The sequence below is a fragment of the Nonomuraea antimicrobica genome (assembly GCF_039536965.1).
Classification (GTDB): domain Bacteria; phylum Actinomycetota; class Actinomycetes; order Streptosporangiales; family Streptosporangiaceae; genus Nonomuraea; species Nonomuraea antimicrobica.
On the sequence record NZ_BAAAZP010000017.1, the window covers coordinates 23946 to 37157 of the forward strand.

Annotated in this window: 13 protein-coding genes and 1 pseudogene; 6 read left to right on the top strand and 8 right to left on the bottom strand. The window is 72.1% G+C overall.

Annotated elements, in window-relative coordinates:
• Positions 1-48 precede the first annotated feature (48 nt).
• Both secG and ABD844_RS05950 read left to right on the top strand, forming a co-directional pair.
• Positions 49-279 (top strand): preprotein translocase subunit SecG, encoded by a 231-nt coding sequence (gene secG, locus ABD844_RS05945; protein ID WP_080037067.1) that lies wholly within the window; start codon positions 49-51, stop codon positions 277-279.
• A 73-nt stretch (positions 280-352) separates the two neighbouring features.
• Entirely contained in the window at positions 353-697 is a 345-nt protein-coding gene (locus tag ABD844_RS05950; RefSeq protein WP_090942943.1) for an RNA polymerase-binding protein RbpA, read from the top strand.
• Positions 698-763: 66 nt separating this feature from the next.
• Here the strand turns inward: ABD844_RS05950 and ABD844_RS05955 are convergent, their stop codons facing one another.
• On the bottom strand, positions 764-2365 hold the full coding sequence (locus ABD844_RS05955; RefSeq protein ID WP_344873759.1) for an amidohydrolase: 1602 nt from the start codon (positions 2363-2365) through the stop codon (positions 764-766).
• A 42-nt stretch (positions 2366-2407) separates the two neighbouring features.
• Positions 2408-3784: an NAD(P)/FAD-dependent oxidoreductase gene (locus ABD844_RS05960; protein ID WP_344873760.1), complete on the bottom strand. Its 1377-nt coding sequence runs from the start codon at positions 3782-3784 to the stop codon at positions 2408-2410.
• A 109-nt stretch (positions 3785-3893) separates the two neighbouring features.
• Between ABD844_RS05960 and ABD844_RS05965 the strand changes: the two genes are divergently transcribed.
• Positions 3894-4916, top strand: coding sequence for a GNAT family N-acetyltransferase (locus ABD844_RS05965; RefSeq protein ID WP_344873762.1), 1023 nt, complete (start codon positions 3894-3896; stop codon positions 4914-4916).
• On the opposite strand, the gene ABD844_RS05970 is transcribed toward ABD844_RS05965, so the two are convergent.
• The gene (locus ABD844_RS05970) at positions 4908-5525 is read right to left on the bottom strand and encodes a Clp protease N-terminal domain-containing protein (RefSeq protein ID WP_486348536.1); all 618 of its coding nucleotides are present in this window, start codon (positions 5523-5525) and stop codon (positions 4908-4910) included. The genes ABD844_RS05965 and ABD844_RS05970 overlap by 9 nt on opposite strands.
• A 90-nt stretch (positions 5526-5615) precedes the next feature.
• Between ABD844_RS05970 and ABD844_RS05975 the strand changes: the two genes are divergently transcribed.
• From ABD844_RS05975 to ABD844_RS05985, 3 genes are read left to right on the top strand one after another with little or no spacing between them, the layout of a single operon-like run.
• Positions 5616-6401: a hypothetical protein gene (locus ABD844_RS05975; RefSeq protein ID WP_344873764.1), complete on the top strand. Its 786-nt coding sequence runs from the start codon at positions 5616-5618 to the stop codon at positions 6399-6401.
• Positions 6402-6441: 40 nt separating this feature from the next.
• Positions 6442-7311, top strand: coding sequence for an oxidoreductase (locus ABD844_RS05980; RefSeq protein WP_344873766.1), 870 nt, complete (start codon positions 6442-6444; stop codon positions 7309-7311).
• A gap of 16 nt (positions 7312-7327) precedes the next feature.
• The gene (locus ABD844_RS05985; protein ID WP_344873768.1) at positions 7328-7900 is read left to right on the top strand and encodes a TetR/AcrR family transcriptional regulator; all 573 of its coding nucleotides are present in this window, start codon (positions 7328-7330) and stop codon (positions 7898-7900) included.
• A gap of 145 nt (positions 7901-8045) precedes the next feature.
• On the opposite strand, the gene ABD844_RS05990 is transcribed toward ABD844_RS05985, so the two are convergent.
• The 5 genes and pseudogenes from ABD844_RS05990 to ABD844_RS06010 all read right to left on the bottom strand — a co-directional run.
• Positions 8046-8795, bottom strand: coding sequence for a class I SAM-dependent methyltransferase (locus ABD844_RS05990; protein ID WP_344873770.1), 750 nt, complete (start codon positions 8793-8795; stop codon positions 8046-8048).
• A 135-nt stretch (positions 8796-8930) separates the two neighbouring features.
• Entirely contained in the window at positions 8931-9704 is a 774-nt protein-coding gene (gene pgl, locus ABD844_RS05995) for a 6-phosphogluconolactonase (RefSeq protein ID WP_344873918.1), read from the bottom strand.
• Positions 9705-9709: 5 nt separating this feature from the next.
• Entirely contained in the window at positions 9710-10624 is a 915-nt protein-coding gene (gene opcA, locus ABD844_RS06000) for a glucose-6-phosphate dehydrogenase assembly protein OpcA (protein ID WP_344873773.1), read from the bottom strand.
• Positions 10625-12154 carry a glucose-6-phosphate dehydrogenase gene (zwf, locus tag ABD844_RS06005; RefSeq protein ID WP_344873920.1) on the bottom strand — a complete coding sequence of 510 codons (1530 nt, stop codon included), beginning with the start codon at positions 12152-12154 and terminating at the stop codon, positions 10625-10627.
• 73 nt (positions 12155-12227) lie between these two features.
• Positions 12228-13212: pseudogene (locus tag ABD844_RS06010) on the bottom strand (glucose-6-phosphate isomerase); the annotation flags it as partial.

Genomic DNA, 13212 nt, shown 5'->3' on the forward strand with positions numbered 1-13212 from the left:
AACTTTGAATCGTCACGCGTAACAGAGCATTGAAGGAACAGGCATACCGTGGAAATCGGAATCTCCATCGCCCTCATCCTGGCGAGCCTTCTCATGATCCTGCTCGTCCTGCTCCACAAGGGTAAGGGTGGTGGCCTGTCTGACATGTTCGGCGGCGGCTTCTCGTCGAACTTCGGTGGTTCCTCGGTGGTGGAGCGCAACCTCGACCGGCTGACCGTCATCACGGGCACGATCTGGTTCGTCTGCATCATCGCTCTCGGCCTGCTCATGCGGCCCTGAGCAACAAGTTAACGCGTGACAGTGATTCTCCCCCCGTGTCCGTACGCGGGGCGATCGAGCGAGGAGTTCATCCGTGGGTAGTGGCAACGCGATCCGTGGCAGCCGAGTCGGTGCCGGCCCGATGGGGGAGGCCGAGCGCGGCGAGGCGGCTCCGCGAGTGCGGGTCTCGTTCTGGTGCGCCAACATGCACGAGACGCGCCCCAGTTTCGCCAGCGACGCGGCGGTCCCCGAGTTGTGGGACTGCCCACGTTGCGGCCTCCCAGCCGGACAGGACGAGGAGGCCCCGCCTGCCCCGCCGAAGAACGAGCCGTACAAGACGCACCTGGCCTACGTGAAGGAGCGCCGGAGCGACAAGGACGGCAAGGCGATCCTCGAGGAGGCACTGGAACGCCTGCGCAACAACAAGTCCCCTTGGTAGGGGTTCCCCTGGTAGCGGTGTGCAGGGCGAAGGGGCCCCGGGTTCTCCGGGGCCCCTTCGCCGTGCCTACCGGCTCTCGTGCACGACCTCACCATCCACGAACGTCATGCGCGCCCGCGTCGTCCAGATCTCACCCGGCGGGAGATCGAACGGGTCGCGGTCCAGCACCACCAGGTCGGCAGGCCGGCCCGGCTCGACGGCCCCCGCGGGCGAGCGGTTGATCCAGGCCGAGCCCGCCGTGTACGCGGTCATGGCCGTGGCCAGGTCGATGCGCTGACCGGGCAGGAACGGGGTCTGCGCGGTCGGGTAGCCCGCGTGCACCGAACCACCCGGCTCGGTGCGGTTGACGGCGACGTGCATGCCCTGCAGCGGGTCGGCGTTCGAGACCGGCCAGTCGCTGCCGGCGCAGAACCGCGTGCCACGGGCCAGCAGGTCCGCGAACGGATACTGCCACGACGAGCGCGGCTCCCCGAGATAGGGCAGCGTCAGCTCGTCCATCTGGGCGTGGTGCGTGGCCCACAGCGGCTGCAGGTTGGCCGTGACGCCCAGGGCGGCGAAGCGCGGCACGTCGGAGGGCTCGATGATCTGCAGGTGGGCGATGTGGTGGCGGTTGCCGGGGTCGGTGCCCTCGAAGCTGTCGAGCGCCTCGCGCACGGCGCGCTCGCCGATGGCGTGGAAGTGCACCTGGAAGCCGAGCCGGTCCAGCTCGGCGACGTAGCCCCGCAGCTTGGCGGGGTCGACGTACGACAGCCCCGTGCCCCCGCACAGGCAGTACGGCTCCAGCGTCGCGGCCGTGAAGTTCTCCGTGATGCCGTCCTGCATGATCTTGACGGAGGTGGCGCTGAACCGGTCGAGTCCCTCGGCCGAGGCCCGGCGGGCCACCAGGTCCTCGATCTGGTCCAGGCCGCGCGTGCGGTCCCACCACAGGGCGCCCACCACGCGGGCCCGCAGCCGGCCGGAGCGGGCCGCCGCCAGGTAGGTGGGCAACTGGTCGTCGGATCCGGCGTACGAGCCCACGATGGCGTCCTGCCAGCCGGTGATGCCCAGCGAGAACAGATGCCGCTGCGCGTCGGCCAGCGCGTCCTTCAGGTCCTGGGCGGTGGGGCGGGGGGTGAGCAGGCCGACCAGGTCCATCGCGCCCTCGTGCAGGACGCCGGTGGGGGCGCCGTCCGCGTCGCGCTCGATGCGGCCGTCGGCGGGGTCGGGGGTGTCGCGGGTGATCCCGGCCCGGTCGAGGGCGCGGGTGTTGACCCAGGCGGCGTGGTGGTCGCGCTGGATCAAATAGGCGGGGCGGTCGAGGAAGTCGATCTGGTCGCGGTGGGGGAGACCGCCCGGGAATGCCGCCATGTCCCAGCCGCCGCCATCAATCCACTCCTTATCGGGATTTTTCGCGGCATACTCAGAGATCTTTTCTATATAAGTGTCCAGGCCGAAATCTTCGGCCAAATCGCACTTCGCGCGTTCCAGGCCCGCCTGAACCGGATGCAGGTGCGCGTCCGTGAATCCCGGCGCCAGCAGCCCGCCGTCCAGATCGACCGTCTCGTGGGCCTGCCGCGCCAGCTCCCGCTCCTCGCCCACGGCGGCGATCACACCGTCACGCACCAGTACGGCCTCGGCCACGACGCCCCGCGGGGTGAAGGCACGGCCGCCCCGGAAGAGGATGTTCATGGATGTTCCTTTCTCACGGTCGCCTCATCATCCCGCCCGTCGTCAGTGACCCGTGATCAGATCGGCGAAGCGGGCCAGCACCGACGTGCGCGGCATGCCGCGCTCGCGGTGGTCGGCCATCCGGTAGAGGCGGTACATCGAGTGCACGCCCAGCCAGCGCAGCGGCTCAGGCTCCCACGGGCGCACCCGGCGGCCCACCCACGGCAACGCGGTCAGCTCCGACGTCTCGCCCAGGATCAGGTCACGCAGGGTACGGCCGGCCAGGTTCGTGGTGGTCACGCCGTGGCCGGTGTAGCCGCCCGCCCAGCCCAGGCCGGTGGCCGGGTCCACGTGCACGGTCGAGCACCAGTCGCGCGGCACGCCCAGCACGCCCGACCAGGCGTGCGCGACCGAGGACGAGCGGGCGGCCGGGAAGAAGTCGGTCAGCAGCCCCCACAGGGCCTCGACGGTCCACTCGTGGGTGTGGCCGCGCGCGTCCACCCGCGAGCCGTACAGGTACGGCCGGCCACGCCCGCCGAAGGCGATGCGGTCGTCGGCCGTGCGCTGGGCGTACATGTAGTAGTGGGCCAGGTCGCCGAGCAGTTCGGCGCCCTGCCAGCCGACCTCGTCCCAGAACGACGGGGGGAGGGGCTCGGTGACGATCATTGAGCTGTTCATCGGCAGCCACTGGCGGCGCAGGCCGGGCAGGCGGGCGGTGAAGCCCTCCGTCGCGCGGATCACGTGGCCGGCCGAGACCGTGCCGTACGGGGTGACCGCCTGATGGGGGACGATCCGGGTCACGGGGGTGCGTTCGTAGACGGTGACGCCGAGGTCGCGTACGGTCCTGGCCAGGCCCTGGGCCAGCTTAGCCGGCTGGATGCGGGCGCAGTGGGGGCTCCAGGAGGCCGTCAGCGCGCCGGACACGCGTACGTGGTCCATGGGGTCGACCAGCCGCAGATCGGCCTCCTCGATGCCCCAGGAGCGCGCGGAGGCCATGTCCCGGCGCAGGCGGGCGGCCTGGGCGGGGGTGCGGGCCACGTTCAGCACGCCGCCCTTGACCAGGTCGCAGTCGATGGACTCCCGCTCACAGACCGCGATGACCTCGTCGATCGAGGCGTACATCTCGCGTTGCAGCCGCCGCGCGCCCGCGCCGTAGCGCTCGTGCGAGCCGGCCAGGTCGCCGGTCAGCCAGCCGCCGTTGCGCCCGGACGCCCCGAACCCGGCGAACTCCTGCTCCAGCAGCACGACGTTCAGCGACGGGCGGGCCCGCTTGAGGTAGTACGCCGTCCACAGGCCCGTGTAACCGGCGCCGACGATCGCCACGTCGGCCTGGACGTCGCCGTCGAGCCGGGGGCCGGGGGCGGGCTGGCCGGAGGACCGGTACCAGAAGGAGACGTCGCCGTTCACGTACCCGGACGACAAGGGAACACGTGCCTTCATAGCGACATATCCTCCTATATCCGGATAAGTCGCTGCATCATGCGACGAAATACGCAATGTAAACACGTCGGTAGCGGGCGTGTAACAGAGGCGCGGCACGCTGGAGCGCATGGGATTCCTGCGCATCCGCACCACGGTGGACGAGCGGCCCGGCCGGCTGGCCTCGCTGGCCTCGGCCCTGGCCGCCAAGGGCGGCAACATCCTCGGCCTGAGCGTGCAGTCCGACGCCGACGGCACCGTTGACGAGTTCGTCGCCGACATCCCCGCCAACCCCGAGACCGTGCGCGAGGCCCTGGAGGCGGCCGGGGGCCGCCGCGTTCAGGTGGTGCCGGCCACCGCCCACGAGCTGACCGACGAGCCCACCAGGGCGCTGCTGCTGGCCTCCCGGCTGCGCGCGATGCCGTGGCGGCTGCCCGAGCTGCTCGCCGAGTTGCTGCGGGCGGACGACGCCCGCTGGGTCTATGGTGAGGCCGTGAGCGATCTTCCCGACCCGACCCGGCTCGTCGTGCCCGTCGCGCCCAGGCGCGCGGTCCGGCTGCGCCGCGCCGGGCTGCCCTTCACGCTGACCGAGGCGGCCAGGGCGGCCTCGTTCGCCCGCCTGGCCCAGCCCGCCACCGAGCAGGCCGCCGCCGAACGCGGCGTCAAGCTCGCCGACGGCGTCGAGGTCACCGTGCGCCCGCTCACCTCGATCTACCGCGAGGCCGTGCGCGACCTGCACGACAGGTGCTCGCCGGAGTCGCGCAGGTTCCGTTACTTCACCTCGATGCCCGCGCTGCCGCCGCGCATGTTCGACCGGCTGTGCGACAGGAGCCGGGGATACTCGCTGGTCGCCGGGCACGACGGGCAGGTCGTGGCGATGGCCAGCCTCATGTTCACCCCCGACCCGGGCATCGCGGAGATGGCCTTCCTGGTCGAGGACCGCTGGCAGGGGCGCGGTCTGGGCGCGACGATGGCGAGGATGCTCGTACGCGCGGCCCGCGACCTCGGATACGCCGAGGTCAGGACCACGATGCTGGCCGACAACGCCCGGATGCGGCGGCTGCTGGTCTCGCTGGGCGCCACGCTCGGCTACACCGAGGACCCGGGAGTGGTCGAGTCGCGGCTGCCGGTCGGCGCGCTGGTGTCAGCCTAGGGTCGTGTCGTTCCCCGGCTCGCCGGCGTCCTTCCCCGGCTCTTCGGCCGGGGGGTCCGCCCGCTTGATGCCCAGGTGGCGTTCGATGCGGTCGAGGCTCTCCTGGATCTGCGCGAGCCGATCGCCCAGCGCGGGGCCGCCGGCGAAGAACATCTCCGACTGACGGTCCCTGTGCCCGCGGCCCACGCGGTCGAGCACGCGCTGGCGTACGTCCGGCAGGTCCGCCCCCGTATCCCTGATCGCCAGCGCGGCCAGGCCCTCGCCCTCCTTGATCAGGCCGAGCAGGATGTGCTCGGTGCCGATGTAGTTGTGGCGCAGTTGCAACGCCTCGCGCAACGACAGCTCCAGGACCTTCTTGGCCCGCGGGGTGAACGGGATGTGGCCGCTGGGCGCCTCGGCGCCGCGGCCCACCGCCCGCTCGACGAACGCGCGTACGTGGTCGCGTTCCACGCCGCACCCGTCGAGCACGAGCGAGGCCACCCCCTCGCCCTCCCCGATGAGGCCGAGCAGCAGGTGTTCCGTGCCGATGTAGTCGTGGTGCAACGTCCGCGCCTCCTCCTGGGCGAGGACGACTACCCTGCGTGCACGGTCGGTGAAGCGTTCGAACACCGGGGGGCCTCCTGTTCGGCTGGCGCTCTCTCCACTATGCGCTAGAAAACCGGGCATGTGGGGTATTTGACCTGTGTGGATCTTGACGAGGTGGCGGATCGCCTCTATGCGCTGCCGCCGTCCGAGTTCACCGCCGCGCGTACGGCGGAGGTCCGGGCGGCCAGGGACGCGGGCGACGCGGGGCTCTCGCGCGAGATCGCGAAGCTCCGCAGGCCGACGGTGTCCGCCTGGGCCGTGAACCGGCTCTCCCGTGAGCATCCCGGCGAGCTGGCCGAACTGCTCGACGTGGGCGAGCGGCTGCGCGCGGCCTGGCAGGAGCAGGACGCCGGCGAACTGGCCGAGCTGACCCGGCGCAGGGGCGAGGTGACCGGGAAGGTGGGCCGCCTGGCCCGGCGGTTCGCGGGTCTGTCGCCCGCGGCGGCGACCGAGGTGGACCAGACCCTGGACGCCGCCGTCGTGGACGCCGCGGCCGCTGCCGAGGTGCGCCGCGGCCACCTGGCGAAACCGCTGCACTACAGCGGCTTCGCCCCCGCACCCATCACGCGCGAGCCCACCGCTCCGAGGCGGCGGAAGACCGCCGAAAACACGGACCGGGCCGCGGCGGACAAAGCAGCCGAGTACGCGGCCGCCGAGGCCAGGCGGCGGGAGGAGGCCGAGGCCAGGAAGGCCAGGGAGCGCGAGGAGGCGCGGGCGGCCCACCGGGAGTGGCGCGCGGCCCTGGACGCGGCCCAGACAGAGCACGACGAGCGCGCGGAGCGGGTGGACGTGCTGGAGAAGAAGCTGGCCAAGGCCCGCAGGAGGCTCGAAGAAGCCCGGCAGCGCCTGGAGGTGACGCGGCGGGAGGAGCGCCAGGCCCGGCTGCGCCTGGAGCGATGAGCTATGGTGTACGAAACGGTTTCGTACACCTGGAGCGTAGATGACCACCTGGACCCCTGACTCCATGCCGGACCTCACCGGCAAGGCCGCCATCGTGACCGGCGCCAACAGCGGCATCGGCCTGCCCACCGCGCTCGAACTGGCCCGGCACGGCGCACACGTCACCGTGGCGGCGCGCGACCCGGCCAAGGGCGCGGAGGCGGTCGCGCGCATCAGGACCGCCGTGCCGGGCGCCCAGGCCGAGTACGGGCGGCTCGACCTGTCGGACCTGGCCTCGGTCCGGCGGTTCGCCGAGGGCGTGCGGAAGGTGGACCTGCTGGTCAACAACGCCGGCATCGCCATGGTCCCCAGGCGCGAGACCAAGGACGGCTTCGAGCTGCAGTTCGGCACCAACCACCTGGGCCACTTCGCGCTGACGGGGCTGCTGCTGCCGCTGCTGACGGCCGCGCCGGGCGCCCGCGTCGTGACGGTCTCCAGCGACGCGCACGCCATGGGCCGGATCGACTTCGACAACCTGGACCTGGAGCGCGGCTACGGCCGCATGTCCGCGTACGGGCGTTCCAAGCTCGCCAACCTGCTGTTCGCGCTGGAGTTGCAGCGCCGGGCCGAGCGGGCGGGCGCGGACCTGAGCAGCACGGCCGTCCACCCCGGCATGACGGCCACGGGGATCGTCGGGCTGGGGCCGTTCCAGCCGCTGCTGCGCCTGGTCATGAAGTCGGCCGCGGCGGGCGCCGTGCCCTCGCTGTACGCCGCCGCCTCGCCCGACGTCCGCGGCGGCGAGTACCTCGGGCCCGGGCCCAAGCGGCTCCGGCCGTCGGAGGCGGCCCGCTCCGAGGACCTGGCCGCGCGCCTGTGGGACGTGTCGGAGGAGCTCACGGGCGTACGATTCGACAAGTTCGCCAACCGTTAGCCAGAAGGACGTGCACGTGGCTCCACTCGACCCTGAGCGCGACAGGGCCATCCTCGACGCCACGATGGAGCTGCTTTCGGAGGTCGGCTTCGACCGGATGACGGTCGACCAGATCGCCAAGCGCGCCAAGGCCAGCAAGGCCACCATCTACCGGCGCTGGGCGGGCAAGCCCGAGCTGGTGGTCGACGTCATCTGCCGGCGCTTCGACATGGACCTGCCGCCGGGGGAGGACACCGGCTCGCTCCGCGGCGACCTGGCCGCCCTCTTCCGCGGCCTGTGCGAGTCGGTCGAGCGCAAGCACACGCTCGTCATCGGGCTGTCCTCGACGCTGGTGTCCAACCAGGAGCTGGCGCGCACGCTGCGCGCCCACATGCCCGCCAAGGACCTCGGGGAGGTGGGCGCGCTGCTGGAGCGGGCCGTCGAGCGGGGTGAGCTGGCCGGGCCGGTCGATCCTGGGCGGCTGTTCGGGGTGGCCAAGGCGCTGGTGTGGCACCGCATGATCTTCACGGGGCCGCCGATCGGCGAGCCGTTCGTGGCGGAGTCGGTGGACGGCGTGCTGATGCCGCTGGTGCGCGCCTGGGCCGGATAGCGCCGGGCCGGGCAGGCGGTGGCGGCCCGACGGAGGATCGCGCGGGCGAGGGCGGCCTGACGGAGGATCGCGCGGGCAAGGGCAGGCCGGAGCTGGGGTCGCGCGGCAGGACCTGGTCAGGAGCGGGTCGTGCGGGTGAGATCGGCTAGGGGCGGGTCGCGCGGGCGAGGTAGGCGCAGACGGGGAAGCCGTCGCGCTCGTACGGGGCCGCGAGCCTGAGATAGTGGCCCCTGATGCGCTCCACGACCTGCGGCGGCTGGCGCGCGATCACCTCGAACCTGGCCCCGCCCGCCTGTACGACGTCGGTCCACCAGGACGCGAGATCGACCTGGTGGCGCCACCTGACCGTCTCCACGGCGGCCTCGCCGAACCCCGCCCCGCCCAGCAGCCCGGTGAAGCGCTGCGGGGTCTCGTGGGCCGTGAAGGGGCGTGGCGGGGGGTCGTAGGGGACCTCCGCGGCGGCGATGGCCTCGGCGAACACGTCGGTGGCCGTCATCTCACCGGACTTCCACCAGGTCAGGGCCAGCGCTCCGCCCGGACGCAGCACGCGGTGCAGCTCGCGGAGCGCCTCGGTCGCGTCGGGCACGTGGTTGATGATGAAATTTCCCGCTATCGCGTCGAACTGTGCGTCCTCGAACGGCAGCTCCGGCAGCGCCGCCAGCCGGATGGTCGCGTACGGATGGCGGCGGGCGGCCAGCTCCAGCATCGCCGGATCGGCGTCGACCGCGGTCACCTCGGCGCCCAGCGCGAGCGCCGCGGCCGTCACCACTCCCGTGCCGCAGCCCACGTCGAGCAGGTGCGGGGCGCGGCCCCGGCAGGCCGAGGCCAGGAGCGGGCCGACGGTGTGGGAGCTGAGATGGGCGAAGCCGCGATCGTACGCTTCCGCGTTGGTCATCGAGCCAGCCTAACCCAGCCGCCGAATCTGACAACCTCCTGTGAGATTACCCCTCAAGGCCCCATTTTTCGGGAAATGCCGCCCGAAGAGCCGGGGACCCGCCCGCCAGGCCGCGATCTCAGGAGCCGGCCCCGCTCAGGGGGAGGCGATACGTCCCAGCTCCGGCGGAATCTTGCCCGCCGCCGCCCGGTCCAGCAGGAACAGCGTCCGCCCCCGCCCCCTGGCCCCGGCCGCCGGCACCTGGACGGGGCCCGAGTCCGACAGCGCCAGCCGGACCGCGCCCGACTTCTCCGCCCCGGCCGCCACCACCCACACCTCGCGGGCCGACTGGATGGCCGGCAGCGTCAGCGAGATGCGGGTCGGCGGCGGCTTCGGCGAGCCGTGCACCGCCACCACCGGGCGCGTGTCGTACAGCGCGGGCAGCCCTGGGAACAGCGAGGCCACGTGGGCGTCCGGGCCCATGCCGAGCAGCATCACGTCGAAGCTCGGCACCGGCCCGTGGTCCTCCGGCCGGGCGGCCCCGCGCAGCTCGACGGCGTAGGCGTCGGCCGACTCCTCCGCCGTCATCCCCGAGTCGGGGCCGCGCATGACGTGCACCCGGGCGGGGTCGAGGTCCACGTGGTCGAGCAGGGCCTCGCGGGCGCCGGTCTCGTTGCGCTCCTTGTCTCCGTCGGGCACGAACCGCTCGTCGCCCCACCACACGTCCAGACGCTGCCAGTCGACGGCGTCGCGGGCGGGGGTGGCGGCGATGGCCGCCAGCGTGGCGGTGCCGACGCTGCCGCCCGTGAGCACGATCGAGGCGGAGCCCTTGGCCGACTGCACGTCGACCAGCCGTGTGATGATCCGCGCCGCCACGGCCTTGGCGAGGACGTCGGCGTCGCGGTGCACGACGATGCTGGGCACGCTCACTCTGGTCATCCCTTGTACGTCCTCGCGAACCGCTTGACCGCGGCCTCGTAGATCTCGTCGGTGTCGAGCCTGCGCAGCTCCTCGGCCATCAGCTCGGAGGTCTGCCGCCTGGCCAGGGCCACGTTCCTGTCGGGCTGGCCGGGCCGGGAGAGCGCGGCCAGTCGGGCGTCGGTACGGACCACCGCCAGCTCGCCCTCCCCGAGCTGCAGCCGCACGGCCGTCAGCCCAGGCCCGGACGACTCGGTGACCTTGATCGGCACGCCGAGCCGCTCCGACAGCCAGGCGGCCAGCAACGGCGCGCTCGGGTGGCCCGCGGCCGCCTCCACGACCCCCTTGCGCACCTTGCCCACCGGCTGGTCGAACGCGGCCGCCAGCAGGCTGCGCCACGGCGTCAGCCGGGCCCAGGCCAGGTCGGTGTCACCGCGGGCGTAGCCCTTGGCCCGGATGACCAGCGACTTGACGCCGCCGTCGTCGAAGCCCTTGGCGTCGGTGATGCGCCGCTGCGCCAGCGCCCCGATCGCGTCCTTGGACGGCGCGTCGGGGGCCGCGCCCGGCCACCAGGCCACGACCGGTGTGTCGGGCAGCAGCAGCGGGCTGACCACGGAGTCGGCGTGCTCGGTCAGCTCGCCGTACAGGCGCAGCACGACCACCTCGCCGGGCGTGTTCTCCCCGATCCGCAGCTCGGCGTCGAGCCGGATGGGCTCCTCCTCCTCGCGCTTGATCACCACGATGATGCGCGACGGGTGCTCGCGCGCCGCCTCGGTGGCCGCGCGCAGCGCGTCGTACTGGTGGCGCTCCTCGCTGACCACGACGAGCGTCAGCACCATGCCGATGGCCGGGGCGCCCATCTGGTGACGCAGGTGCGTGAGCTGCGCCGAGATCTTGCCGGCCGTCGTGTCGGTCAGCATGAACGTGGTCATCTAGAGTCTCCTCCACACCCGGCCGTCGCGGGCCATCATCGCGTCGGCCGACTCCGGCCCCCACGAGCCCGACTCGTACGCCTCCGGCTGGCCCTGCGTGGCCCAGAACTCCTCGATCGGGTCGAGGATCTTCCATGACAGCTCCACCTCCCGCTGGTGCGGGAAGAGCGGCGGGTCGCCGATCATCACGTCGAGCAGCAGCCGCTCGTACGCCTCCGGCGACGACTCCAGGAACGACTCACCGTAGGCGAAGTCCATGGAGACGTCGCGCACCTCCATCTGCGTCCCCGGCACCTTCGAGCCGAAGCGCACCGTGATGCCCTCGTCGGGCTGGACCCGGATGACCAGCGCGTTCTGGCCGAGGATCTCGGTGTCGTCCTTGCTGAAGGGCAGGTGCGGCGCCCGCTGGAACACCACGGCCACCTCGGTCACCCGGCGGCCCAGGCGCTTGCCGGTGCGCAGGTAGAACGGCACCCCGGCCCAGCGCCGGTTGGCGATCTCCAGCTTGACCGCCGCGTAGGTCTCGGTGGTGGACTCGGGCGAGATGCCCTCCTCCTGGAGGTAGCCGACGACCTTCTCGCCGCCCTGCCAGCCCGCCGCGTACTGGCCGCGCGCGGTGTTGAGCCCCAGATTGGCCGGCAGTCGTACGGCCTTGAGCACCTTCTCCTTCTCCCGCCGCAGCGCGGAGGCGTCGAAGGAGGTCGGGTCCTCCATCGCGACCAGGGCGAGGAGCTGGAGCAGGTGGTTCTGGATCACGTCGCGGGCCGCGCCGATGCCGTCGTAGTAGCCCGCGCGCCCCCCGATGCCGATGTCCTCGGCCATCGTGATCTGCACGTGGTCGACGAAGCTACGGTTCCAGATCGGCTCGTAGAGGTTGTTGGCGAACCTCAGCGCCATGATGTTCTGGACGGTCTCCTTGCCCAGGTAGTGGTCGATCCTGAAGATCGAGCTCTCCGGGAAGGCCGAGGTGGTGATCTCGTTCAGCTCGTGGGCCGACTGCAGGTCGTGCCCGAACGGCTTCTCGATCACCACCCGCCGCCACGAGCCCTCGGGCGCGTCGGACAACCCCGTGCGCTTGAGCTGCTCCACCACCACAGGGAAGAACTTCGGCGGCACCGACAGGTAGAAAGCGTAGTTTCCGCCGGTGCCCCGGGTCTCGTCGATCTCGGCCAAGGCCATGGCCAGCGCGTCGAACGCCCCGTCGTCCGAGAACTCGCCGGGGACGAAATGGATGCCCTCGCAGATCTGCTTCCAGACCTCCTCGCGGAAGGGCGTCCGCGCGTGCGCCTTGACGGCGTCGTGCGTCAAGCGGGCGAAATCCTGGTCCTTCCAGTCACGCCGGGCGAACCCGACCAGCGAGAAGCCGGGCGGCAGCAACCCCCGGTTCCCCAGGTCGTAAATCGCCGGCAGCAGCTTGCGCTTGGCCAGGTCACCCGTCACGCCGAACAACACCAACACACACGGCCCCGCCACCCGCGGCAGCCGCTTGTCGCGCGGATCGCGCAGCGGGTTGGCGGCCTCCACCTCCATGGTGGTGGCTGTGCCCGCGACGGCCGCCGCCACGGTGGCGGCCTCCTCCGCGGGCGCTGCCGGGTCAGTCATCTCAAACCTCCTGTGCGGCTGCGAGCAAACGCGCGACTCCCGCCACGCGGTCGGTCAAATGCAGGCGTACGGCCGGCCGCCCCCGGGTCTCCAGCGCCCCCAGGTCGCCGAGCGCCTGGGCGAGCTGCAGCCGCCCCAGCGTGTACGGCCTGCCGGGAACGGCGACGTCGTCGCCCACCGCCCCGGTGATCTGCAGGAACACCCCGTTCTGCGGCCCGCCCTTGTGGTATTGCCCCGTCGAGTGCAGAAACCGCGGCCCCCACCCGAACGTCACCGGCCGGTCGGTACGCAGCGCGAGCAGCGCCCGCAGCGTCGCCGGATCGGCCATCATCCAGGCGTCGGTCATCTGCTCGAAGTCGGCCCCCTCCTGCACCGGCGCGTCGAAGGCCGCCAGCCGGTCGAGATAGGCCATGATCGCCAGATAGCCGTCACCCGGGATCGCGTGCAGCAACTCGGCGAACAGGCCGGGCAGGTCGGTGGCCGTCGCCGCGGCGTACGCCTCCACCGGCCCGTCCACGAACGCCGGCGCGCCGGTCGGCAGGTCGGGCAGGGACAGCAGGGCCACGGTGTTGTCCTTCGACTCGGCCACGTTGGGCTGGTCGAAGGGGTCGATCCGGAGCAGGTGGCCGGCGATCGCGGTGGCGTACTCCCAGACCAGGAACTGCGCGCCCAGCGGCCCGTCCACCCGCACGTCGCCGACGTCGGACCCGATCGCCACGACCAGCTCGTCGCCGGTGCCGTTGGGGTCGGCGCCGACGACCGGCAGGATCCCCCTGCCCTGCTTGCCGGTGGACTCGGCCACGAGCTGCTCGATCCAGTCGGGCAGCCCGTTGATCGGCGAGAGCTGGTCTTCCAGCACCAGCTTGTCGCGCCCGGCCAGCGCCGCGCCGCCGAGCGCCGCGCCCAGGTCGAGCCCGGGGTTGCCGCTGTCGCGCGACAGCAGCGGCAGCACCTCCGCCGCGTCGTCGAGCAGCCGCGCCACGTCC